The following is a 22,948-nucleotide window of genomic DNA, read 5'->3' as shown; positions in this document are numbered from 1 at the left end:
GTTGGACTGGGAAAAATGGCGCAGACGATCCGGTTCGCAATTTCCGTCCTGTCCGCCTGTCTGGCCGGGCTGACATTCTTCACCCTGCGATCGCTCTGGGCCCGGGTGGCACCCCTTGCCATTCTCATCATCGGCTCGGTGCTGGCCGAATATGCCTTCAACCGGCTGGCTTCGACCTCGACAAAGCAGCGCGATCTTGAAGACCGGACGCGCAACCCGCCGGCGTGACTGCCACCGAAACTGATTTCCGTTTTGCGGCAAAACAGGTTAGGTTCAACCAGAGGTATCGTTTCTGGATCGACGTTCCGGGAGCTTTGATGCACCGCCTGACGCTCGCAAGTGCTGGTTTCCTGACCGCCTTGGCCGTGCCGGCTTTCGCAGCCGACGCGACAGTGGACGTGCCGATGACCGCGCCCGGCTTCGACTGGACCGGCTACTATGCTGGCCTGCAGGGGGGATATGGCTGGGGCCAGTCCGATATCTCAGGAAATGACGGCGGACCGTTTTCCGTCTCGCCTGACGTCGACGGCGGCTTCGTCGGCGGGCACGTCGCCGGGCTGTGGCAGTTCGACCAGGCGGTGATCGGCGCCGAAGCCGACCTCAACTATTCCTCGGTCAAGGGCACGGCCGACATAGGCCCGGGGAACACGTTCGGCACCGACATCAAATGGTTCGGGTCGGTCAATGCCAAGGCTGGATACGCCATCGATCGCGTTCTGGTCTACGGCATAGGCGGCGTCGCCTTTGCCGGCATCGAGACGTCGCAAGCCGCGGGTCCCGCGTTCTCCGAGACACGCACGAATGTCGGCTGGACCCTCGGTGCCGGCGTCGACTATGCGCTGACCGACAAGTTCGTCGTCGGCGCGCAGTATCGCTATTATGATTTCGGCTCCGAGCACTATGACGGGTCCAGCGGTTTCGTCGACCGCGACCAGGACGTGAAGCTGAACACCGTCGGCGTCAATCTGAGCTACAAGTTCTGAGCGGCCAACTGCGTCACACGGCTGAACGGGCAGCACGTGGCTCAAACTTGGCGGTGTGGGAGCGGCCGACGCCGGCAGGGGGCGGGGGGATGGGTTGGGCCTGATGGCGCCGGCCTGGCGGATCAAATCCACCGCGCAGATGTTTGCCGATGCCTGCCGTGTGGATAATTCCGCGATCGCGCCAGTATCGCCATGGCCCCTCCTCTGGGGTGCCGTTCAGGCATGACCAAGAACACGACTTGACGACTTATGTCTGACGTCTGACAAGGGCGGGCCTGCGGACGTGGCGGAATTGGTAGACGCAAGGGACTTAAAATCCCTCGATCTCTGATCGTACGGGTTCGATTCCCGTCGTCCGCACCATTCTGAAGAATGCTCCTTTTCATATATGCCGGACGTGCCCGGCCATGGCTCACGCACGCAAATGGACTTATCTGCCGAATGCAAATGCCGTCCGGCGTGCAGGTGGTACAGGCGGTCGCGCTCTGAGATAGGAGCGTGACAACACGACGGATGTCATGACGATTTGATACGCGCCAATCATGGCACCTACGACAGGCAATATCAGAGAGACGGTACTTGGATTCTTTGGATCTGCACCCAGCAGAAAGAACAGCAGCATCACTGCCGCTATGAATAAGACAGTGACCAAACCAAACGATATGAGCAGACGCGGAAACGCGTAGCCGAACACTTTGGAGCCGCGCTTGCCGGCAACTGCAAGCGTTTGATCATCGTCGGCAATGACCGCAGGCAACATAGTGCCCCATTTTGCGAACGCAGCGATGCCGGAAAAGATCCAGACAAGAAGCCCTGCCAGCATGGCGACTGATGAATGGACGCCGCCGACGACCATGGCAATCGCAACCACAAGGGGAGCTACGACGCCGAGGAAACCGAGCAACAGGCAACGTTTTACGAAACTGAAGAACGCCTTAGGCCTTTCCCTCAGCCAGTTGGAGACCTGGTCGGCATCGAGCTGTGTCAAAACGGCGATGTGTGCAGGAATAGCCAGGAAGGTCGACATCATTACGCCGATGACGATTGAAGTTCCGGCATTGACGTTTACGAATCTTTCGAGCACCGCCAACCCACCAGTCATACCGATGTATCCGAGAACCCATTTCCAGTTGCGGATGTAAACTTCGAGCGAAGCCGCCCATATATTGTCTTCGACCATCAACCGCCCCTATCCTCATCTTGGACAGTCAACCAGTATCGTTACCGCGTTGCGGTTTTCTTAATTGCAAAGGGCAAATTTTTATCTTTTAGAAATCGGATTCGGTTGGAAGGATGGCCGCGAATAGTCGGGAGGGTTACAAGGCCTTCCTCTGATATCAGATCGACTAGGCAGCCAAGCGGATCGTTCCCGAAATCCTGCGTCAGTGGATCTTCTCGTGTAGCTCACCGGGATCGCGAAATTGGGTACATACCCATTCTCCTGAAGAACCGACGCGCGGTGGCTGGGGTGGCGGCAAAGCAGCGCCAAATTCAGCAGCCGAAGCAGCGCTCCCGCGCCCATCGGTTTGAGCCGGTCCGCTATGATGACGCCCATTCTATCCCGCCCCGACGCAGATAGAGCGCCGGAGATAGCCGGCGCTGGTCAACCCTTCATCGGGTTCAGCTTCAGATGCTGGATCAAAATAATCGTCTTGGCGTCGATGATGCGGCCATCGGCGATGCCGGCCAGGGCTTCGTCGAGCGGCATTTCCAGCACTTCGATGTCCTCGCCTTCTTCAGCCGCGCCGCCGCCGGCCGAGATGCGGTCGGCGGGCGAATAGCGGGCGACGAAGAACCAGAGCCGCTCGGTGACGCTGCCCGGGCTCATGTAAGGCGAAAACAGCCGCTCCACGTCCTTCAGCCGGTAACCGAGCTCCTCCTCGGCCTCCTTGCGAATGGCGGTCTCCGGATCGTTTTCGTCCAGCAGCCCGGCACAGGCCTCGATCAAAGGTTCGCGGTGGCCTGTGACGTAGGCGGGATAGCGGAACTGGCGCACCAGAAGCACCGTCGAGCGCTGGGGATCATAGGGCAGGATCACCGCGCCGTCGCCGCGATCATAGGTCTGGCGGATCTGCGTCTCCCACTGCCCGTCGCGGCGGCGATAGTCGAGCACTGTCTTCTTCAGGACAGCCCAGTCGTCGGAGAGGATTTCCTCCGAGCGGATGCGAATGCGATCTTCCATCATGGTCTCCATGCTGTTGGTCGAGGCGTAGCCGCCAACCGGCATTTGCGCAATGCAGGCGAATGGTTCAAAAACAGGTTTCACCGTCTCGTGTCTGGCGCTCCGGCGATCCACTGCCTAGATAGCGGCTACCCCTCCTGGAGCTCGCTTTCATGACGACATCGCTTTTCCAGCCGATCACGCTCGACGGCCTCACCTTCCCCAACCGCATCGCCGTCGCGCCGATGTGCCAGTATTCTGCAGAGGACGGCTCGGCCAGCGACTGGCATCTCTACCACTGGATGAACCTGGCCATGTCCGGCGCCGGCATGGTCACCGTGGAGATGACCGATGTCGAGCGGCGCGGGCGTATCACCCATGGCTGCCTCGGCCTCTATTCCGAAGACAATGAAGCCGCCGCGCGGCGCGCGCTCGACGCTGCCCGGCGGGTGGCCGCCCCCGGCACCAAGTTCGGCACGCAGCTTGCCCATGCCGGCCGCAAGGCCTCGAACCGCAAGCCTTGGGAAGGCGGCGGGCCGCTGCAGCCGGACGAGGATCCCTGGCAGACCGTTTCGGCCTCTGCCATCGCCTACGACACCGGGTGGAACGTGCCGCGGGCGCTGGAAGAGGAGGAGATCCTGCAGCTCATAGAGCGGTTCGTGGAAGCCGCAAGGCGAGCCGAACGCGCCGGCTTCGACTTCATCGAATTGCACGCGGCGCATGGCTACCTGATCTTCCAGTTCCTGTCGCCGCTGTCCAACCAGCGTACCGACCGCTGGGGCGGCTCGCTGGAAAACCGGATGCGTCTTGTCGTTGAGATTGCCAGGGCGGTGAAGAAAGCGGTGCCAAAGCTGATGCTTGGCACGCGGCTTTCGGTGAAGGACTGGGTCGATGGCGGCTTCGATGTCGAGGACGCAATCGAGGTGGCAAAAGCGCTGAAGGCCGAGGGCGTCGCCTATCTCTGCTGCTCCAGCGGCGGCAATTCGCCGTTGCAGAAATTGCCGACCGGCCCCGGTTATCAGGTGCATCTGGCGGAAGCCGTGCGCAAGGGCGCCGGCATTCCGACCCGCGCGGTCGGCCTGATCGACGATCCGAAGCAGGCCGAGGCTGTTATCGCCGAGGGCCGCGCCGACATGGTGGCGCTGGCGCGCGCCTTCCTCGCCGATCCGCGCTGGGGCTGGCGTGCCGCCGCAACATTCAGCGAAAAGATTTATCCGGCGCCACAGCTCGCCCGCTCGGTGACGACGATGGAGCACTGGATGAAGGCGGCAAGCTGACCCATCGGCCTGCCGCTGCCGGCGCTTTCGGCGGTGCGACCGGCTGGGCAAACGCGCGCCGGCTGCGCAACGATTGCGGTTACTGAGACGTCCGTGCATGTCACCCAAAAGTGGATCCGGTTTTGGGACAATGACATGCATCAAACAAAGACCTAAAGCGCGTCGCAAACGCGACGCGACTTTTGGGCGCAGGCCGACGGCCATTTTCGCAACCAAATTGGCTGTTTTGCGTTGCGGCCATGATGGACAACAAACCCTTTGAAACGCCGGTCGTGGTCGAACTCGGCCATGTCGGCAAGTATCGCCATATCCGCAGCACCCAGGAAGCGGCGGAGTGCCTGATGACGGTGTGGCCGCTCAATCGCGGTCCGCGCCATCGTGATGCCCTCGACACTTGCCTAAAAGTGCTGGAGGGTTATCGTTCGACGGCGGATGCGCGCCGGGCACTTATCGAAGCCGCCAGGGAATCGGAAGTGCTGGTGCCCGACGACAAACTGCCCGACGACCGGCTGCATTGAGCGGACGGATTTCAACCGGAGGTTTTTATGGCGAAGCTGACTTATAAGATCGTCGAGCATGACGGCGGCTGGGCCTACAAGGTCGGCTCGACCTTCTCGGAGACATTCCCAACCCACCAGGACGCGCTGCGTGCCGCCGAAATCGCTTCGGCCGAGCAGCAGGTGGCAGGCTCCACCGACGGCATCCAGTATGAGGATTCCGAGGGCAAATGGCACGAGGAACTGGCCGACGGCCGTGACCGGCCTCAGACCGAGGTTTCCGACTGATTGGTGGCATAAGGCCGGGCGCCGACCGCGGATGTCTGGAGAAGACACCGCTCCGCGGCCGGCAATTGCCCTTTGGCTGCCCTTGGCCGAAATACCCGTGAACTGAACTACTTGCCGCAGTATTTATCGTTGACGTTCAGTCCGGCATTGGCATCTGGACCGGGTGTGTTGTGGGCACATGGCCCGATCCCGCCGGTATTGACCGAGGTGTTCAATCCCGACCGGTCGGCATTGATGCTCCCGGTGGTGTTGGGATCAACGGTTGTTTCCTCGTTATTACCAAACAGCCACCAATGGTGACGGTTGGAATAGGTGCCGTCCGACGACTGCGCCATCGCCGATGTCGCGAGACCAACGGTCAGAACGGATGCTGCGAGAACTTTCTTGTACATTGGATAACTCCGTTTTGTCTTCGTCGTCGCCTTGGGTGCGACACGGGGCAAACCAGTCATCGGCCGAATGGTTCCTTGAATTCCTCGTGAAGCGGCGGTGAAGCCGGATCACAAAATGCGTGAGCCGCTACGCGTTGAATGAAGGCCGCGACCCGTTCCGGCTGGACGAATTGCGGCATATGGCCAACGCCCTCGACCGGTTCGAAATCGAGCCCTTCGATCTTGCCCTGCATCGGCTCGCCATGAATGCGGACGTCGATGACGCGGTCGGCGGTTCCGAAAAGCATGCCGGCGGGCATGGCGATCTCGCCATAGCGTTGCTCGATGCGGCGGAGATCCTGTTCGATGGCCACGATATCGGCGGACGTTGCCTGGAAATGGACTGGCCGCAGCCCGAGCCACCCACCACCGCCGATCATGTAATCCGCCGGAACAGCCTGCGGCGCGAAAATGAATTCCATGGTCGGCCGCGAATATCGCAGGCTCATCGGTATCCCCACGGTATAAGCCATGATCCAGCGCAACAGGCGTGAGGGAATGTAGAGCAGGTCAAATCGCTGGCGTGCCCTGGGTTCAAGATGCGTCAATGGCGCCAGCAAGGCGATGCCCGAAATCGCCCCGGGGTGTTCCACGGCCAGGGTCAGCGCGATGGCGCCGCCCAGCGAGTGGCCCACCACCAGCGGCCTTTCCAGGCCCAAAATCGCTATGAAGCGCTGCACCAAAGCTGCCTGTTCAGGCAACCGGCCCGTGGCGCCGTTCGCACGCCTCGAATAGCCCGATCCCGGTCGATCGAGCGCGATCAGCCGGTAGCCCGGACCGAAATGTGCGAACAGCGTGTGCCGGAAGTGATGAAGTTGGGCGCCAAGCCCGTGCAGAAAGACGATCGGCCTGCCCTCGCCCACATCGACATAGTGGATGCGGTGACCGTCGACCTCGACGAATTTTCCGACCGGCGGCACCAGTCTTTCCGCCTTCGCCGCGATCCGCAGCGTCGCCAGCAGCAGATAGGCGATCCCCAGGACCGCCAGCAGGAACAACAGGGCCAGCAGCCACGACAGGATCGATAACAGCATTGTTCACCCGGACCAGAACCGGCTTGAGCTTAACCGCATCCGCTCGCGCCGCAACCGCGCATCGAAACGGGCGCATCAAGGCACAGTTTGTTCACCGCTCGGTTGGCATTGCCGACAGGCACGCGCCGCGCTATCTCAGGCGACCGTCCTGCCGGAGCCCTCCATGACTGAAATCGTCACTGCCGCCATGCTTGTCATCGGCGATGAAATTCTGTCCGGCCGCACCAAGGACAAGAATATCGGTCACCTCGCCGACATCATGACGGCGGTTGGCATCGATCTGAAGGAAGTGCGCATCGTTCCCGACGAGGAAGACGAGATCGTCGCGGCGGTGAATGCCGTGCGCGCGCGCTACACCTATGTGTTCACGACGGGCGGCATCGGCCCGACCCATGACGACATCACAGCCGATTCGATTGCCAAAGCGTTCGGCGTTCCTTGCGAATACGATGCCAAGGCCTATGCGATGCTGGGGGCGAGCTATGCGGCGCGCGGCATCGAATACACCGAGGCGCGCAAGCGCATGGCGCGGATGCCGCGCGGCGCCGACCATATCGACAACCCGGTGTCCGTGGCGCCGGGCTTTCGGATCGGCAACGTCCACGTCATGGCTGGCGTGCCCTCGATCTTCCAGGCCATGCTCGACAATGTCGTGCCGACGCTGAAGACCGGCGCGAAGATGCTCTCGGCGACGGTGCACTGTCCGTTCGGCGAAGGCCTTGTCGGCGGGCCGTTGGGTGAGATCCAGAAGGCGCATCCGGACACGATCATCGGCTCCTATCCGAAATACGGCGATGGCAAATTCTCGACCGAACTGGTTGTTCGTGCCCGCAGCCAGGAGGCGCTCGACGCGGCGCGCGCCGATGTCGAAGCGATGGTGGCGGGTTTCGTGGCCAAGGCACGCTGATCAGCTTCTAGCCCTTTGTTTTGGCGCAATTCCCTAGGGAAAGCGCGTAGCGCTTTCCCGGGAAAACCGTTCACACTTTTCCTGGAATTGCTATAGCCGGAACCAAGCACTGCGCCGGGGCGTTTCCTTGCACGCGAGATCGAACGCTCGCCAGATTGAGGGATCATCATGCGTTTCAAGACCATCGTCGCGATTCTGCAGAACGAGCAGGATGCCGAGCGCGTACTCGACTGCGCCATTCCGCTCGCCAACCGCTTCCAGAGCCATCTGATCGGCATCCATGCCGAAGCGCTTCCTGTGCCCTACACATCGGCGACCGGCTTTCCCGATACCGAGTTCCTGCAGGTGTCGGCCGACATGAACCGGGAGCGGGCCGAGAAGCTGCAGGCCGTCTTTCTCAGGCGCATCGAGGATTCCGGTCTCTCCTTCGAGTGGCGCAGCCTGGAGAGTTTCTCCGGCGACAGCGCGCTGACCGGCATTTCGAGCGTGCGCGCCGCCGATCTCATCATCGCCGCCCAGCGCGACACCGGCGGCGATCCGAGCGCTGATGTCGACACGCTAGTCTATGATGCCGGCCGGCCGGTGCTGGTGGTGCCGAGTGCGGGTCCGCTGGTCACCACGTTCAAACACGTGCTGCTCGCCTGGAACGGCAGCAAGGAGGCCGCGCGCGCCGCCTTCGACGCCCTCCCCTTCATCATCGAGGCCGAGAAAACCGACATACTGGTCATCGATCCACCCGATACGCTCGACGAAAGTCCGGAGGCCGCCGGCGCCGAAATCGCGGCGGCCCTGTCGCGCCACGGCGCCACGGTCAGCGTGTCGGTGCAGAAATCGGGCGGCACCTCGGTCGATGACATGATCCAGAACAGGGTCGCCGAGACCGGCGCCGATCTCCTGGTTCTTGGCGCCTACAGCCATTCCTGGCTGCGCCAGCTGCTGTTCGGCGGGGTGACGCGCACGGTGCTGCGCACGGCACAGGTCGCGGCCTTCCTCTCGCGATAAGTCCACAGCCATCGCTGCCGGCCGCCCTTGCCAAGCCCAAGGTTTTCCAGTTAATTCCGCGCGCATTCCCCTGTTTTCTCGCACGCGGCCCTCGCGTGCTGCGGAGTGCGCGAAATGTCCCTGCCCGAAAAAGCCTTCCCGGTCTCCTGGGACCAGTTCCATCGTGATGCCCGCGCGCTCGCCTGGCGGCTTGCCGGCGCCAACAAGGGTCAATGGAAAGCGATCGTCTGCATCACGCGCGGCGGGCTGGTGCCCGCAGCAATCATCTCGCGCGAACTCGGCATCCGCGTCATCGAGACGGTCTGTGTCGCCTCCTATCACGACTACACCAGCCAGGGGCAGTTGCAGGTGCTGAAGGAGGTCACACCCGCGCTGCTGGCCGATGACGGCGCCGGCGTGCTGATCATCGACGACCTCACCGATACGGGCAAGACCGCCGGCATCGTGCGGGCGATGATGCCGAAGGCCCACTTCGCCACCGTCTATGCCAAGCCCAAGGGCAGACCGCTGGTCGATACTTTCGTCACCGAGGTCAGCCAGGACACCTGGATCTATTTCCCCTGGGACATGGGCTTCACCTATCAGAAGCCGATCGCCGACGATCACGCCGGCTGACTCGAGAACGAGCCGCTTTCTCCAGCTAAGCCGCCGCCGACGATGCTGTTTGCTTGCGCGGATGGATCCGCGCGGCCGGGCATCCTGTGAAACCGACCCTTGTTGGCGAAGTCAGCCGGCCCGACCAAAGTTTTTACTTTTATTGGTCACAATTAGTCGTAAGATTCGTGAGACGGCAAACGATTCTGGAGGCTGGGGCTAGCTTCTCCGATGTTGACGAGGCCAACGACGCACAACCATCTGGCCGAAAGGGTCCGGCGACTCTTCGGCACCGCGCCGTGCCGTCTGCAGGTTGCCGCGCTGCCCTGGCGCGATACAGGGAACGGTGTCGAGATCATGCTGATCACCAGCCGCGATACCGGCCGCTGGGTTCTGCCTAAGGGTTGGCCCGAGGCCAGGGAGCCGCTCTGCGAAGCGGCGGCGCGCGAGGCCGGCGAGGAAGCCGGATTGCGCGGAACCATCTCCCATCTCGAAGCCGGCCGCTACTTCTATGCCAAGGTGCTGGCATCCGGTGAGGAAGTGCCTTGCGAGGTGCTGGTGTTTCCGCTGCACGTCGACAAGGTCGCCGACCGCTGGAAGGAAAAGCACTCCCGCACCCGCAAATGGGTCAGTTCCAGCGAAGCAGTGCGCATGGTCAATGAACCCGACCTTTGCCAGATCATCGCCTATTTCTGCGCCGATCCGCACAGGTTTCCCTAAGCTCCTTGTTTTGCGCAATGCAGCCGGCCTCTTGCGCGGCATCGCGACCGATTCACAACCTCGTCATGTGCAGCATGAATGGTTTGCTAATTTTTCTTCGCTACAAAGCGGTCAATCTGGCATTTGATCGATGGCGAATCCTGTAGATCCACTTCAGCAAGATCCCGGCGAGCCGCAGCGCGAGCATCGCCCTCGCGTGCTCAAGGGCGGATCGATCATTGCCGGAATTCAGAACTCCGAGGTCGGCTGTACGGTGCGCAACCAGCATGCGGGCGGCGCCGAGTTGAAGATCCCACTGGAGTCCCGGGTTCCGGATCGTTTCCTTCTCTATGTGCCGCTGGACGGCGTCGCCTATCGCTGCGAGGTTCGCTGGCGCCGCAACGAACGGATCGGCGTGCAGTTCGCCGGCACCGAGGCGAAACCCAAGCTGCATTACGGCTGAACCACGACTTTTCAGCCCGACGAGCCGCTGCGGCCCGGATTGCTCCAAACGAGCGCCTCAGACCGTCATCGGCCCGCAAACCCGCCGCCGGAAACGGCAATCGCAGCGGCGCATTCTATCCCCGTTATCCACATGTGTGACACACAAGATGTTGGGGTCACAAAAGCTACGCAAACGAATCCTTGACGGCGCAAAACGAGTCGCCTTTTATAGGCCATGCGCTCCTGTTGAGAGTGCGACCGGAAAGTTCTGAGCCCGGTCTTTTTCCCGGATTATGTGCGTTTTGCCCGCATTTCCGCCTGTCTACGAGGCCGGCGGAAGCGTTGGGGTCGTGGGGTGGTGGGGCGACGAAAGGGAGAATTGTCGGACTGGAATAAATTGTCTGTTAATACTATATTTAGTGTTTGCAGCTAGGTTCGACGCTAGATAGTGTGAACTTCCCTCGAGTGAGGGAATCGAAAAAATCAGATTTGAGGGACCCGCGGGTTCCTCGGCGCGTCGAGCGGAAGCTTCGCAAGGAGCTTTGGCTGCATGGGCCGAGGGAGGCCGCGATATGGAGAGCCGGCCGTTTGCGAACGCCGGCAGACGGCGGACATGCGCGTTTCGCATTTGGGGGCAGAAATCCCCTGACGAAAGCGCTATATATAGACAAAAGGGACCGGACCAATGCGCATCGAGCGTCGCTTCACCAAGCAAGGGCAATCGGCTTATGCGGAGATCGAATTCCGCAAGGCGCTTTCCGAGATCAGGAATCCGGACGGCTCGGTGGTGTTCCGTCTCGACAACATAGATGTGCCCGCGCAGTTCTCCCAGGTCGCCGCCGACATCCTGGCGCAGAAATATTTCCGCAAGGCCGGCGTGCCCGCACGCCTGAAGAAGGTCGAAGAGAACGACGTCCCCTCCTTCCTGTGGCGCTCCGTCGCCGACGAGGCCGAACTTGCCAAGCTGCCGGAAGCCGAGCGCTATGGTTCCGAGATCGACGCCCGCCAGGTCTTCGACCGGCTGGCCGGCACCTGGACCTATTGGGGCTGGAAGGGCGGCTACTTCAAGTCTGAAGACGACGCGCGCGCCTTCCGCGACGAGCTTGCCTATATGCTGGCCACTCAGCGCGTGGCGCCGAATTCGCCGCAATGGTTCAACACCGGCCTGCACTGGGCATACGGCATCGACGGTCCGAGCCAGGGCCACTTCTACGTCGACCCCTTCACCGGCAAGCTGACCAAGTCGAAATCCTCCTACGAGCACCCGCAGCCGCATGCCTGTTTCATCCAGGGCGTGCAGGACGATCTCGTCAACGAGGGCGGCATCATGGACCTGTGGGTGCGCGAAGCGCGCCTGTTCAAATACGGCTCCGGCACCGGCTCCAACTTCTCGCTGCTGCGCGGCGAGGGCGAAAAGCTGTCCGGCGGCGGCCGTTCGTCCGGCCTGATGAGCTTCCTCAAGATCGGCGACCGCGCGGCGGGCGCCATCAAGTCGGGCGGCACGACGCGCCGTGCGGCGAAAATGGTGATCGTCGATGCCGACCACCCCGACGTCGAGGAATTCATCGACTGGAAGGTCAATGAAGAGCAGAAGGTCGCCTCGCTGGTGACCGGCTCCAAGATCGTCAAGAAGCATCTCGAAGCCATCATGAAGGCCTGCGTCAATTGCGAAGGCCATGACGACGACTGCTTCGATCCGGCCATCAACACGGCGCTGAAGCGCGAGATCAAGGCGGCCAAGAAATCGGCCGTGCCGGAGAACTACATCTACCGCGTCATCCAGTTCGCCAAGCAGGGCTACACTTCGATGTCGTTCAAGACCTACGACACCGACTGGGATTCGGACGCCTACCTGACCGTTTCGGGCCAGAACTCCAACAATTCGGTGTCGCTGAAGGACGATTTCCTGCGCGCCGTCGAGCAGGACGCCGACTGGCACCTGACCGCCCGCAAGGACGGCAAGGTCCTGAAGACGCTGAAGGCCAGGGATCTCTGGGAAAAGATCGGCTACGCCGCCTGGGCGTCGGCCGATCCGGGCCTGCATTTCAACACGACGATGAACGACTGGCACACCTGCGCGTCCGCTGGTGCGATCCGGGCCTCCAACCCGTGCTCGGAATACATGTTCCTCGACGACACGGCCTGCAACCTCGCCTCGATCAATTTGCTCCCCTACCGCAATGCCGACGGCACGATCGACATCGCTGCCTACGAGCATACGGTGCGGCTGTGGACCGTCGTCCTCGAAATCTCCGTCATGATGGCGCAGTTCCCGTCGAAGGAGATCGCCAAGCTCTCCTACGAATACCGCACGCTCGGCCTCGGCTACGCCAATATTGGCGGCCTCTTGATGACCTCGGGCATTCCCTATGATTCCGACGAGGGCCGCGCCATCTGCGCCGCGCTGACCGCGATCATGACCGGTGTGGCTTATTCGACTTCGGCCGAGATGGCTTCCGAACTTGGCGCCTTCGCCGACTATGACCGCAACGCGCAAAACATGCTGCGCGTCATGCGCAACCATCGCCGCGCCGCCTATGGCGACAAGGACGGCTATGAGAAGCTGGCCGTCAATCCGGTGCCGCTGGTCGCCTCCGACTTGAAGCAGCAGGCACTGGCCGAGCATGCGAAAGCGGCCTGGGACCGCGCCATAGAGCTTGGCGAGGAGCATGGCTACCGCAACGCGCAGGCAACCGTGATCGCGCCGACCGGCACGATCGGACTGGTCATGGATTGCGACACCACCGGCATCGAGCCCGACTTCGCGCTGGTAAAGTTCAAGAAGCTCGCCGGCGGCGGCTACTTCAAGATCATCAACCGCGCCGTTCCGGAAGCGCTCAGGACGCTCGGCTATTCCGAGAGCCAGATCGCCGAGATCGAGGCTTATGCGGTCGGCCATGGCAACCTCAACCAGGCGCCCGGCGTCAATCCCGGTTCGCTCAAGGCAAAGGGTTTTAGCGACGAGAAGATTGCCGCGCTGAATGCCGCCCTGAAGTCGGCCTTCGACATCAAGTTCGTCTTCAACCAGTGGACGCTCGGCGCCGACTGGGTGAAGGAGACGTTTGGCTTCACCGACGAGCAGCTCAACGACTTCTCGTTCGAGATGCTGCCGGCGCTGGGCTTCTCCAGGAAGGACATCGAGGCCGCCAACATCCATGTCTGCGGCGCCATGACGCTGGAAGGGGCGCCCTTCCTCAAGGCCGAACACCTGGCGGTGTTCGACTGCGCGAGCCCCTGCGGCAAGATCGGCAAGCGCTCGCTTTCGATCAACAGCCACATCCAGATGATGGCAGCGGCGCAGCCCTTCATCTCGGGCGCCATCTCCAAGACCATCAACATGCCGAACGATGCGACGGTGGAGGACGCCAAGGGCGCCTACATGCTGTCGTGGAAGCTGGCGCTGAAGGCCAACGCACTCTACCGCGACGGGTCCAAGCTGTCGCAGCCGCTGAACGCCTCGCTGCTCGCCGATGGCGAGGAGGACGAGGACGAAGCCGTCGAGCAGCTGATCCAGGCACCTGCCGCCGCCCGCGCCGCCCAGATCACCGAGCGCATCGTCGAGCGCATCATCGAGCGCGTGTCGCGCGAGCAGGAAAAGCTCCCCGGCCGCCGCAAGGGCTATACGCAGAAGGCCAAGATCGGTGGCAACACCATCTTCCTGCGCACCGGCGAATATGACGATGGCCGCCTCGGCGAGATCTTCATCGACATGAACAAGGAAGGCGCGACGCTGCGCGGCCTTCTCAACAACTTCGCCATCGCGATTTCGCTCGGCCTGCAATATGGCGTGCCGCTCGACGAATATGTGCATGCCTTCACCTTCACCAAGTTCGAGCCGGCCGGCATGGTCATCGGCAACGATGCCATCAAGAGCGCGACGTCGATCCTCGACTACGTGTTCCGGGAATTGGCGATCTCCTATCTCGGCCGCAACGATCTTGCCCATGTCGACCAGTCGGACTTCTCCAACACCGCGCTTGGCCGCGGCATCAGCGAAGGCAAGACCGACGCCGTCTCCAAGGGCTTGACCCGGGGTTCGCCGGTGAAGCTCGTTTCCAGGGCAAGCGGCAACGATCCGAAGGGCTTTGCCGGCGCCGGAACCCCTGCCCGCTCGGCGCCGACGGCCTTCTCCGGCTCCAACGTGCTGGCACTGAAGCCGGCCAGCGACGAGGCGATCGCCTACAAGCGCGACTATGAGGAGCGGGCCAAGGAATTGGCCGAAGACATGGCCTTCGAGGAGGCGGCCGACGTGGCCTCCGAGAGCTCTGGCGCCGCGGCCCTGTTCACCGACGCGGCCGCCGTTGAGGCCGCCGAGGCGAAAAAACTCGCCGCCGACCGCCGCGCCAAGTCACTGCTCCAGGGCTACACCGGCAATTCCTGCTCCGAGTGCCAGAACTTTACGATGGTGCGGAATGGGACGTGCGAGAAGTGCGATACGTGTGGGGCTACGAGCGGGTGCAGCTGAGGTCTGATGCCACCTCGGCTTACAGTCCGCGAAGTCATTCGCCTGCTGGAGGTCGACGGCTGGTATCTGGTTGCAACCAAGGGCAGTCATCGCCAATATAAGCACAAGATCAAAGCCGGCCGTGTCACCGTGGCCGGCAAGCCGTCTGAAGAGGTTGCGCCAGGAACACTGAACAGCATCCTCAAGCAGTCCGGTTTGAAGGAGTGATGGCATGCGTTATGCGGTAGTGATTGAAAAAGCAGGAAATAATTTCTCTGCTTATGTGCCGGACCTGCCCGGCTGCATCGCGACCGGAGCGACTGTGCCTGAGGTGGAAACCGAAATTCGCGATGCAATACGCTTCCACATTGAAGGCTTGCGCGCCGATGGGCTGGATGTGCCCAAAGGTGTCAGCCTCGCGGAGTACGTGGAGGCATAAAGGTAAAACGCTACGATCAGATCTCAGCCTACCCCGCTGGCAACACCCGCAGCGTCTGCTCATCAAACAGCGGCTCATCCTGGCCGATGCGGACGAACAGCAGCTTGCGCCCCTCGCCCGCCGGCACCTCGAAATACTGGATGCCATCGGGTCCTTCGCCCCAGTCACCGCAAGGCGGTTCGGGAACCTCGTCGGAATTGGCAAGCGCTTTCAGCTCTTTCGCGTAGGCGGTGTCGGGGCTGAATGTGTAGCGCTTGACGCCGGCGGGTACGGTGCCCTCGGTGTAGGGCGCCACCCCACAGCGGGCGCTGACGGCCTTGTCGGTCTTCTCCAAATACAGCCGCTGCAACGCAGCCTCGGCGGTTTCGCCTGTTTTGATGTCGAACACCTCGACAAGAGGATCGGCCCGGCCGCCATCGCTGTATTTGATGGCGAGCGCGTTGCCGGCGAATTCGAAATGGATCTGGCGGAAGCCGAAATCGCAGCGCTGCACCCAGGCGGCAAGGCCGATCGTCTTGTCGGCCAGCCTTTCCCAGACGCATTTGTCGATGGGCGGCCGTAACGGCGCCGGCTCGTCCGCCACGGCGGATAGCGTCGCGGATACAAGCAAGGCGCAGGCGCAGACGATCGATCTCACAGCGCTATTCATCGCTGCATCCTGTCAAAGTGAAGGCATCCCAGGCAGAGCCATCCGGATTGGCGTTGGCGAAATCCGCCCATTCGGTGAAAGCCGCGCCGAAATCGGGCAGCAGCAGCCCTTTCGGTGCCGGTATGGCTTCACGCGAATTCAGCTGCTCGGCGCCGCCGCCTGTCAAGGCATAGACCTGCCCATCCCATATCCTGCACAGCCCGCTGCCATCCTCGAGGCCCGCTTCGCGGTCATCGTCGGTGCAGGGGTGGCGGATGGTGCCGAGCGGAAACGAATTCTTGCCGTTGGTCCAGGTGATGTCCGCCGGCAGACGGATTTCGGTATGCGGCACGGTCAGCGAAAACACCTCGGCCGTCAGCGCCGCCGGTTCATGGTCGATCGGCCGGAATTGCATGATCGCGCCCGAACGCAGCTCCCGATAGGTGGCGTGGCTCAACGGACATTCCTTGGCGTTGGCCGCCTGCACAGGACCGAGCAGGGCCAGAAAAACGAAGGCCAGTTTGATCATCGGACGTCTCTGGGAACGCGTTGCCGGTCCGCACAGTCGCACTATCCGCGCAAAACAATAAGCGAAATTCCGAACGGCCATGCTCCTCGACGAAAAGCTATCCTGCACAGAGCCAACAGCCCGCATGGTCGAGCGCAAGGGTCGAAGGAGAAAGCGTGGTGATGCGGCGTGCTTAGCGCCTGTTCTGACCCGCCTGCTCACGCAGATGCTCCTTGGTTTCGGTATCAAGCGCTCGCCAGTCGCAACCGCGAACGGCCGCCTCCATCGCATAGAGTGCGAGGATCGTCACATGCCGTCCGAACCGGAACTTCAGCCGGTGGTAAGCTTCAACCACGCCGAAACCGCGCAGATCCGCCTCACAGAGGATACCAATTTCCGCCAGCATCCGCGCCATGGCCGGTCCGAGGTTTCTCATGTCTTCAATGCGAGTGCTCATCGCTCGGAGCGTTCAAGACACATAAGATAGTCCCTCTAAAATTTGGCGGACGGGTGCGTGCCAACCCGCACAGTCGCATCATCCGCCCAAAAGCGGAATCCGGAATGGCCGCATTTATTTTTTGCTGGACGAATGCTTGCCCCGCACAAATCCCAACATTCCTGTACGATCGAGCAGGCGGCCCGAGGAGACAGGCGATGCGGCGTTGGGCAATGACGATGGCAATGTCCGCATTGGCGAGCGGCACCGCACAGGCGGCAGCGCCTTATGTCGGGACATGGTCCCGTGACAGGTTGAACTGTAGCGCGAGCGCCGACGTCCAACGCCAGACGGTCTTCACGGTGGACCTAGCGGCCTTGTCGCTTCCCGAATTTGGTTGCGAGCTTGCGACCTTTCGCAGAACAGCCACGGGCTGGGTGGCGCATGCGAGCCAGTGCTACGGCTCCGATCCGACACTCGAGGAGCCGTTCACTCGTGTTATCCATATCGAGAGGCACGGCGTGACGATGCGGTTCACCTGGACCGGCTTCGACAGCGGGCCGCTTGTGCGCTGCTGAGGCGTCGCCTCAGACCAGCCCGACCAGCAAAGCCGCGCCACCGAAAAAGCCTGCCGAACACATCCACAGCAACCAGAGTCCCCGCACCCGGCATTCGAGCACCGCCGAGGCGGGGTTGGCGGGGTCATAATGCACATCGACCTTGCTGCCCTCGACATAGCGCCGGGCCTGGCCGCCGACGAGGCCAGGCAGCGAAGCCGTCACGGTGGCGCCGAACGCCACACGGTCGGCGCTGTAGCGCTGGCCGGCGACGCCATAGCTGTAGACGATGCGGGATTTAAAGACGGTGCGCCAGGGTCCATAGAATCCAGACCGCTCGCGGGTCTTGATCGCCTGCAGGCCCGAGGCGTCGATGCGGCCGGCGGCAACCGGCCATTTTGCTGCCTGCTCGGCCATCGACTTCTGGACGAAACCCATGCGCAGCACAAACAGGCCCATGAACAGCAGCAGTGCCGCCGCGCCAAGATTCTGTGGCTTGGGCAGATGCGGGCCGATCGCCTCCAGCACACCGCCGACGGAAAACACCAGAACCAGCGCACCAATCACCAGTCCCGCCGAAAGCTGGACCATGAACTTGAAGGCGCCTTCGGGCATGGTGCGTTCGATCACAGCCTTGGCCGGATCGGCCGGGTTGTAGAACACGGTCACGGCTGCGCCGCGCGGAAACCGCGCAAGCGTCTCCGTGACTTCAAAATTCCCTGGATTTTCCTGCACGCTGTAGCGCGAGCTTTGAAAAATCTTGCCGCCCACTTTGTATTCGAAGGTGATCGCCGGAAAATTGCGGATCTCGGTGGAATCGCTGGTGTCCGAGCCCGTACCCGAGACTCTCACCTCACGCGCCTCGACGCGCGAGGAGATGATCTTTCCCGGCGCCGGCAACCAGCGGCTGAGCGCGCGCACCTCTCGCCATTTCAGGAAAGTGACGATCGACAGCCCGCCGGCGACCGCGCAGGCAAAGCCGACCAACAGAAGTTTGAGTTCCACCCTGATCCCCCCGGAGTACAGGAATCGGCACTAGACAGCATGGCGGCCGCAATGTCTTGCTTATTCGCAAAATCGCAAGTCAACCCCATCACATCCCAGGCGGAGCATCAAATGATCGATCATATAACCATCGAAGTGGGAGATCTGGAGAAGAGCAAGCTCTTCTATGAACGCGCTTTCGCGCCCCTGAAGTACCGCTTGTCCTTCGGCAAGGAGGGCGTATTCTGGGCTTTCGATGTCGGCAATGGCTGCCTGTTCGAGATTCAGCGAACCGGCGAGGCGCCACCGCTCACCCATCTGCACGTCGCTTTCCGCGTCGGCAGCAAGGCAGAGGTCGACGCGTTCCATAGGGCAGCGCTGGAGGCCGGAGCCAAAGACAATGGGGCGCCCGGCCGGCGCCCGAACTATGCCGAGAATTACTACGCCTGCTTTGTGCTTGATCCCGACGGCTACAACATCGAGGCAATGATCAACGAGGCCTAGTGTGGCGACGACCCCTTCCGCTTCGTCATTCTAGGGCGGAGCAAGGAGCGAAGCGACGCGGGGCAGACCCTAGAATCCATGCCGCGACATTGAGGTGTTGCAGCGTTTCAGAATTCGCGTGTCATGCCGGCTTCACAGCCAGGAATGTGTTCCACTCCTCGTCGTTACGCCCCAAGTTGAAATCATCCCTGATGAGAACCAGTCCGGCGTTTTCGAGACGAGCCGCGAAATCGTCCCTGCGCCAGTAGACCGTATGATATTTGCCGCCCGTCTCGCCATCGCCATTGCGCATCGATACGAGGAAGGCGCCGCCTGGCCGCAATGACCCTTCTATCTTGGCAAGCACCTGGTCGGTTTGGTCGCGCGGCACATGGATCAGGACGGCCAGAGCCAGGACGGCGTCATAGGGGCCGCCGAGATCATCGGTGATGAGATCGAGAAGCTCACCATGCTTGCCGCGCGCGGCCTGCAGTTCGAGAAACCGCTTTGTTGCGTCGGTGCGGCGAACTTTGACGCCCAAACTCTCCAGAAAATCCGCGTCGTATCCGGCACCCGACCCGACTTCCAGAATCCGGCCGGATGTGCCGGCAATCGCCACAAGGCGCTTCAGCGATGCCTGCTCTCTCTCGTTGGGACCGTGCCGCACGATGGCATCGTAGCGTTCCGCATAGTCCTCATAGGCACTGATCGTCTGGCGGCTCTTGGCCAGAGCCTTCGACAACATCTTTCCCTCCCTTGCATCCATGTTGGTCAAAGAGCTTCCCTCCAGTGAATGGTGCCGGAAACTACGAGTCCGTCAAGCATGCCGATGTCGTGCAGGAAATGATCCGAAATGTGCCCACCGACACGACGACGTGATAAAAGGGTCATTTGACGATCGATGCGATCGGATGAAAAATTCACGGAGACAATAGCCGGGACGATGCGCATGAGCGACGAAGCCGACGATGACACCGATGTCTTGAATCATCTCGCCTATGTCAGGGCCGATCCAACCCAGCACGACACGCTTACGCTCCTGACCATGATCGATGCCGCGATTGTCGAGATCATGGCCTTGAGGACGAAGCTGCGGCTGAGCGAGGAGAGAAATGACCGGAGCAATCAGCTCCAATAACCGGCCGGGACCAGACCGAGTGGTGATGCGCTGGGATCAAGTCTTAGTCCGCGTCGGCCACCATCTGCCGGCCGCCGGCCCAGGCGCGCCATTGCCGCTCATCGCCATGGAAGACGTTGAGGTCGATGCGTCCGGTCACGCCATGCGACAGGCCGGAGCCGGAATACTGCCAGAACAGCCATTTGCGGTCGGGATAGACCTTTGACGGATGCCTCGCCACGGCGCGCAGCCAGAAGGGGTAGTCGAGAAATGCGCCCTGGAGGTTGTCGCGGTAGAAATCCGGCGCGGTGTAGATGATCGGACGCTGGCCGTAGTAGCGCTCCAGTCTGTCCATGAACACCTGCATCTTCTCCAGCACCTTTTCGCGTGACGGGCGCCGCTGGCAGCTCGAGTCGCCGTTCCACTCGACGTCGATAACTGGCGGCAAGGCGCCGTCGACCTTCGGCACGTTGCGGATGAACCAGTCGGCCTGCTCGCCGGCGGTGCGGCACCAGTAGAAGAAGTGATAGGCGCCGCGCTTCAGTCCGGCGGCGTCGGCAGCGCGCCAGTTCCTGGTGAACATTGGGTCGAGATGGTCGCCACCGTCAGTCGCCTTGATATAGGCGAAGTTGGCGCCCTGGGCGCGCAGCTTCTCCCAGTTCACGTTGCCTTGCCAACGCGACACGTCGACCCCGTGCACCGCAAGGTGCCGTGGCGAAGAGCGGCCGAAATTGATCGGCTTGGCATCGCGAAAGCCGTAACGCGTGATCGGCCCGGCAAGCATCGCAGGAGCTGCCCGCGACAACAGTTTCGGCGGCGAGACGAGGGCTGCCGGCTCGACCGGCGGATCGACGCTGTCAGGCAATTCAGGCGCCGAATACGCGACGGTCTCCTCCTCCTCCGCCAGGCTAAAGGGCTGGGCAGTGTCGTCCATGGGCGCGGCTTCGGCCAATTTGCGCGCATTGTTTGTCCTGGTCATGGGAACCGATGCGATCGGCGCGCTTGGCCGCACCACCGAGCTGGTGGTCTCGTTCGACGGCTTCTGCATGTCGAGCGCGTCCACGCCCGACGTCGAAGAGCAGCTGGCGAGGCACAGCGATGCGATCATGAAACTGATGACGCCTGGTAACCGCATCTGGACCTGTACTCAAACACAACAGACCGAAGGCGATGGCCGACGGACAACTAGGCCCAGTTATGAACGAGAAATTACCAATAAAGTTTGAATCAAGTTTTTTACCATGAGTGTGGCCCGTTTCAGACATTCGCCGTCGGCGGCCGGCCCAGCCTTGACGGCGCCATGATGTGGCTGTTGAGACGGCATACGGCGTTCGGCCGACATTCCTAAAGGGCGCCCGATGATTGCCAGCGGCAGCTGACAAGCGCTTTTAAAAAAGGAGCTTGCGTGCAGTCGTTCATCGACCAGAGCGTTTGTTTCATCGAGAACCATCAGGACTGGGCCGGCGTCGTGGTCGGGCTGCTGGCGTTCGGCGAGTCGCTCGTGCTGGTCGGCATCCTCCTGCCTGGCACCACGGTGCTCATCATTGTCGGCGGCCTGGTGGGAGCCGGCATCGTGCAGCCTTTGCCAATCCTTCCGGCCGCGATGATCGGGGCAGCGCTTGGCGATACCGTCTCCTACTTTCTGGGCAGATGGCTGGGGCGCGGCGTCGTCCACAAATGGCCGCTCAACCGCTACCGCCGCGAGGTCGCCAGGGCGCGGCTGTTCTTCTACCGTTATGGCTTCGCGGCGGTTTTCGTCGGCCGCTTCTTCGGTCCGGTACGCGCCACCGTGCCGCTGGTCGCGGGCATGATGGGCATGAACCGGCGCCGCTTCCAGATCGCCAACATCCTGTCGGCGATCATCTGGGCTCCGATCGTGCTGTCGCCGGGATGGCTGGTGGCCAAGGGTGCCGGCAGCATCCCCGAGCTCGGTGTGACCAGCCTGTTCGGGATAGCGGCGATCGCAGCGGTCGCCCTGATCGTCATAGCGGTGATCGTCCTCAATCGCCGGGCCAAGCGAACCGCCGAGCCTAAAGCGCGTCGCGTCTAATCGGACCCATGCGACGCGCTTTTAGTTCTTTGTCTATGCATGTCGTTGTCCCAAAACCGAGGTCACTTTTGGGCGACATGCATTAGCGTTCCTTCCTGAACACCCCGATCATCGGCCCAAGATTCCAGTAGTCGTCGTTGCGGCCGATGGCAGGGGCGAGCAGGCTTGAAATCGAGCCGTCGAGAAACAGCGCATTGTCGCAGCCGAGCGCATCGCGGAACAGGCGGGCGAATGCATGGAACGTCACCGTGCCGTTCGAAATGGCAAAGACCGCGACACCGTCCTTTCGCACCCCGACACCATCACGGGTCTTGCGCGAGGTGCCGTCGGAGTGGAATTTCGGATGAAGCTCACCGTCGATCACCAGCATCGGTCCGGATTGCGTCGCATAGTCGGTGGGCGGCCGTTTCCTGACGAAGGCCCTGGTCGCCTGGACCGCAACCTTGCCGCCGCTGATGTAGAAGATGCCGTTCGGCTGGAGCGAAAAATTGCCGCTGCCCGATCCCGTCTTCACATCAGCCATCTCGTGGCCGCGCTCGACATAGAGGCCGACCGGCCTGAGGTCGGGATGATACATGCCGGCATTGATGGCAAACAGCATGGTGCGGCCGGCCGCGCGCTGGGCGCCGTCGAGATTGTGCAGCGACTGAAAGGGCTTGCCAGCCGGATCCTTCCAGAACAGCTCGATCGAATACGCTTTCGGGTCGACCTCGCAGACCAGATAGTCGGTCGCCTCGAAGGCAAAGTCACGGCATGGCGGCACCGACGCGAACCATTGGCCGAATGCCATCGTGGTGGCGACGGCCTGCGGCAGCGCGGCCTTGACCAAGGCCGCCAGCAGGGGCGCCGCATTGAAAAGCGTCAGAAAATCCATGCACATACCGCAGCTTCAACGAGCCACCGTGGATAGCATCGCCGGCCGGCATTGTGGAAGATCGGATTGGAATGGCGCGGATCAGAATTCGCGTCGGACGCGGCTGGCCGA

28 protein-coding genes and 1 tRNA gene are annotated in these 22,948 nt (G+C 61.9%); 18 read left to right on the top strand and 11 right to left on the bottom strand.

What is annotated here, in order from left to right:
• The first annotated feature begins 15 nt into the window (after positions 1–15).
• The 3 genes from JT360_RS12285 (at position 16) to JT360_RS12275 (ending at position 1,346) form a co-directional block, all read left to right on the top strand.
• On the top strand, positions 16–228 hold the full coding sequence (locus JT360_RS12285; protein WP_214471873.1) for a hypothetical protein: 213 nt from the start codon (positions 16–18) through the stop codon (positions 226–228).
• Positions 229–317: 89 nt separating this feature from the next.
• The gene (locus JT360_RS12280) at positions 318–983 is read left to right on the top strand and encodes an outer membrane protein (protein WP_214471872.1); all 666 of its coding nucleotides are present in this window, start codon (positions 318–320) and stop codon (positions 981–983) included.
• A 277-nt stretch (positions 984–1,260) separates the two neighbouring features.
• Positions 1,261–1,346, top strand: a tRNA-Leu gene (locus JT360_RS12275).
• 67 nt (positions 1,347–1,413) lie between these two features.
• On the opposite strand, the gene JT360_RS12270 is transcribed toward JT360_RS12275, so the two are convergent.
• Positions 1,414–2,163, bottom strand: a complete 750-nt coding sequence (locus tag JT360_RS12270; protein ID WP_214471871.1) for a hypothetical protein — start codon at positions 2,161–2,163, stop codon at positions 1,414–1,416.
• A 423-nt stretch (positions 2,164–2,586) separates the two neighbouring features.
• A complete protein-coding gene (locus tag JT360_RS12265; RefSeq protein ID WP_214471870.1) occupies positions 2,587–3,165 on the bottom strand; it encodes an NUDIX domain-containing protein in 579 nt (192 codons plus the stop codon).
• A gap of 152 nt (positions 3,166–3,317) precedes the next feature.
• On the opposite strand from JT360_RS12265, the gene JT360_RS12260 reads away from it, so the two are divergent.
• The 3 genes from JT360_RS12260 (at position 3,318) to JT360_RS12250 (ending at position 5,206) form a co-directional block, all read left to right on the top strand.
• Positions 3,318–4,421, top strand: coding sequence for an NADH:flavin oxidoreductase/NADH oxidase (locus tag JT360_RS12260; RefSeq protein ID WP_214471869.1), 1,104 nt, complete (start codon positions 3,318–3,320; stop codon positions 4,419–4,421).
• A gap of 239 nt (positions 4,422–4,660) precedes the next feature.
• Entirely contained in the window at positions 4,661–4,939 is a 279-nt protein-coding gene (locus JT360_RS12255) for a DUF982 domain-containing protein (RefSeq protein WP_149905012.1), read from the top strand.
• A gap of 27 nt (positions 4,940–4,966) precedes the next feature.
• The gene (locus JT360_RS12250; protein ID WP_214471868.1) at positions 4,967–5,206 is read left to right on the top strand and encodes a DUF2188 domain-containing protein; all 240 of its coding nucleotides are present in this window, start codon (positions 4,967–4,969) and stop codon (positions 5,204–5,206) included.
• Between the two features lie 107 nt (positions 5,207–5,313).
• Here the strand turns inward: JT360_RS12250 and JT360_RS12245 are convergent, their stop codons facing one another.
• Both JT360_RS12245 and JT360_RS12240 read right to left on the bottom strand, forming a co-directional pair.
• Positions 5,314–5,598, bottom strand: coding sequence for a hypothetical protein (locus JT360_RS12245; RefSeq protein ID WP_214471867.1), 285 nt, complete (start codon positions 5,596–5,598; stop codon positions 5,314–5,316).
• A 56-nt stretch (positions 5,599–5,654) separates the two neighbouring features.
• Positions 5,655–6,671: an alpha/beta fold hydrolase gene (locus tag JT360_RS12240; RefSeq protein ID WP_214471866.1), complete on the bottom strand. Its 1,017-nt coding sequence runs from the start codon at positions 6,669–6,671 to the stop codon at positions 5,655–5,657.
• Positions 6,672–6,834: 163 nt separating this feature from the next.
• Here JT360_RS12240 and JT360_RS12235 point away from each other — a divergent pair, with 163 nt between their 5' ends.
• The 8 genes from JT360_RS12235 (at position 6,835) to JT360_RS12200 (ending at position 15,200) form a co-directional block, all read left to right on the top strand.
• The gene (locus JT360_RS12235) at positions 6,835–7,578 is read left to right on the top strand and encodes a competence/damage-inducible protein A (protein ID WP_214471865.1); all 744 of its coding nucleotides are present in this window, start codon (positions 6,835–6,837) and stop codon (positions 7,576–7,578) included.
• Positions 7,579–7,746: 168 nt separating this feature from the next.
• Positions 7,747–8,580 (top strand): universal stress protein, encoded by an 834-nt coding sequence (locus JT360_RS12230; RefSeq protein WP_214471864.1) that lies wholly within the window; start codon positions 7,747–7,749, stop codon positions 8,578–8,580.
• A 114-nt stretch (positions 8,581–8,694) separates the two neighbouring features.
• Positions 8,695–9,195: a xanthine phosphoribosyltransferase gene (gene gpt / locus JT360_RS12225; RefSeq protein ID WP_008875536.1), complete on the top strand. Its 501-nt coding sequence runs from the start codon at positions 8,695–8,697 to the stop codon at positions 9,193–9,195.
• A 210-nt stretch (positions 9,196–9,405) separates the two neighbouring features.
• The gene (locus tag JT360_RS12220; RefSeq protein ID WP_214471863.1) at positions 9,406–9,894 is read left to right on the top strand and encodes an NUDIX hydrolase; all 489 of its coding nucleotides are present in this window, start codon (positions 9,406–9,408) and stop codon (positions 9,892–9,894) included.
• Between the two features lie 130 nt (positions 9,895–10,024).
• Positions 10,025–10,336 (top strand): PilZ domain-containing protein, encoded by a 312-nt coding sequence (locus JT360_RS12215; RefSeq protein ID WP_214471862.1) that lies wholly within the window; start codon positions 10,025–10,027, stop codon positions 10,334–10,336.
• A gap of 666 nt (positions 10,337–11,002) precedes the next feature.
• A complete protein-coding gene (locus JT360_RS12210) occupies positions 11,003–14,782 on the top strand; it encodes a vitamin B12-dependent ribonucleotide reductase (RefSeq protein ID WP_214471861.1) in 3,780 nt (1,259 codons plus the stop codon).
• Positions 14,783–14,788: 6 nt separating this feature from the next.
• Complete coding sequence (locus tag JT360_RS12205) at positions 14,789–14,989, top strand: type II toxin-antitoxin system HicA family toxin (RefSeq protein ID WP_214471860.1); 201 nt, start codon at positions 14,789–14,791, stop codon at positions 14,987–14,989.
• A 4-nt stretch (positions 14,990–14,993) separates the two neighbouring features.
• Positions 14,994–15,200 (top strand): type II toxin-antitoxin system HicB family antitoxin, encoded by a 207-nt coding sequence (locus tag JT360_RS12200; RefSeq protein ID WP_024504399.1) that lies wholly within the window; start codon positions 14,994–14,996, stop codon positions 15,198–15,200.
• Between the two features lie 28 nt (positions 15,201–15,228).
• Here JT360_RS12200 and JT360_RS12195 read toward each other — a convergent pair whose 3' ends face one another.
• From JT360_RS12195 to JT360_RS12185, 3 genes are all read right to left on the bottom strand, one after another.
• On the bottom strand, positions 15,229–15,849 hold the full coding sequence (locus JT360_RS12195) for a hypothetical protein (protein ID WP_214471859.1): 621 nt from the start codon (positions 15,847–15,849) through the stop codon (positions 15,229–15,231).
• On the bottom strand, positions 15,842–16,357 hold the full coding sequence (locus tag JT360_RS12190; RefSeq protein ID WP_214471858.1) for a hypothetical protein: 516 nt from the start codon (positions 16,355–16,357) through the stop codon (positions 15,842–15,844). The genes JT360_RS12195 and JT360_RS12190 overlap by 8 nt, the downstream gene beginning before the upstream one ends.
• Positions 16,358–16,529: 172 nt before the next feature.
• A complete protein-coding gene (locus tag JT360_RS12185) occupies positions 16,530–16,793 on the bottom strand; it encodes a TfoX/Sxy family DNA transformation protein (RefSeq protein ID WP_214471857.1) in 264 nt (87 codons plus the stop codon).
• 197 nt (positions 16,794–16,990) lie between these two features.
• Here JT360_RS12185 and JT360_RS12180 point away from each other — a divergent pair, with 197 nt between their 5' ends.
• Positions 16,991–17,350 carry a hypothetical protein gene (locus tag JT360_RS12180; RefSeq protein WP_214471856.1) on the top strand — a complete coding sequence of 120 codons (360 nt, stop codon included), beginning with the start codon at positions 16,991–16,993 and terminating at the stop codon, positions 17,348–17,350.
• 9 nt (positions 17,351–17,359) lie between these two features.
• Here the strand turns inward: JT360_RS12180 and JT360_RS12175 are convergent, their stop codons facing one another.
• On the bottom strand, positions 17,360–18,334 hold the full coding sequence (locus tag JT360_RS12175; protein WP_352127212.1) for a DUF3592 domain-containing protein: 975 nt from the start codon (positions 18,332–18,334) through the stop codon (positions 17,360–17,362).
• 111 nt (positions 18,335–18,445) lie between these two features.
• Here JT360_RS12175 and JT360_RS12170 point away from each other — a divergent pair, with 111 nt between their 5' ends.
• A complete protein-coding gene (locus tag JT360_RS12170; protein ID WP_214471855.1) occupies positions 18,446–18,817 on the top strand; it encodes a VOC family protein in 372 nt (123 codons plus the stop codon).
• Positions 18,818–18,938: 121 nt separating this feature from the next.
• Here JT360_RS12170 and JT360_RS12165 read toward each other — a convergent pair whose 3' ends face one another.
• Positions 18,939–19,562 carry a class I SAM-dependent DNA methyltransferase gene (locus JT360_RS12165; protein ID WP_214471913.1) on the bottom strand — a complete coding sequence of 208 codons (624 nt, stop codon included), beginning with the start codon at positions 19,560–19,562 and terminating at the stop codon, positions 18,939–18,941.
• Between the two features lie 183 nt (positions 19,563–19,745).
• Here JT360_RS12165 and JT360_RS12160 point away from each other — a divergent pair, with 183 nt between their 5' ends.
• The gene (locus JT360_RS12160) at positions 19,746–19,934 is read left to right on the top strand and encodes a hypothetical protein (protein WP_214471854.1); all 189 of its coding nucleotides are present in this window, start codon (positions 19,746–19,748) and stop codon (positions 19,932–19,934) included.
• A 43-nt stretch (positions 19,935–19,977) separates the two neighbouring features.
• Here JT360_RS12160 and JT360_RS12155 read toward each other — a convergent pair whose 3' ends face one another.
• The gene (locus JT360_RS12155) at positions 19,978–21,048 is read right to left on the bottom strand and encodes a glycoside hydrolase family 25 protein (protein ID WP_214471853.1); all 1,071 of its coding nucleotides are present in this window, start codon (positions 21,046–21,048) and stop codon (positions 19,978–19,980) included.
• Between the two features lie 270 nt (positions 21,049–21,318).
• On the opposite strand from JT360_RS12155, the gene JT360_RS12150 reads away from it, so the two are divergent.
• Positions 21,319–21,963: a DedA family protein gene (locus JT360_RS12150; RefSeq protein WP_214471852.1), complete on the top strand. Its 645-nt coding sequence runs from the start codon at positions 21,319–21,321 to the stop codon at positions 21,961–21,963.
• 82 nt (positions 21,964–22,045) lie between these two features.
• On the opposite strand, the gene JT360_RS12145 is transcribed toward JT360_RS12150, so the two are convergent.
• A complete protein-coding gene (locus JT360_RS12145; protein WP_214471851.1) occupies positions 22,046–22,837 on the bottom strand; it encodes a phosphodiester glycosidase family protein in 792 nt (263 codons plus the stop codon).
• Positions 22,838–22,948: the final 111 nt, after the last annotated feature.

It is taken from the genome of Mesorhizobium sp. dw_380 (genome assembly GCF_018588885.1).
Classification (GTDB): Bacteria; Pseudomonadota; Alphaproteobacteria; order Rhizobiales; family Rhizobiaceae; genus Mesorhizobium.
The sequence above is the reverse complement of the archived record's forward strand: the minus strand, read 5'-3'. Positions and strand labels throughout refer to the sequence as shown.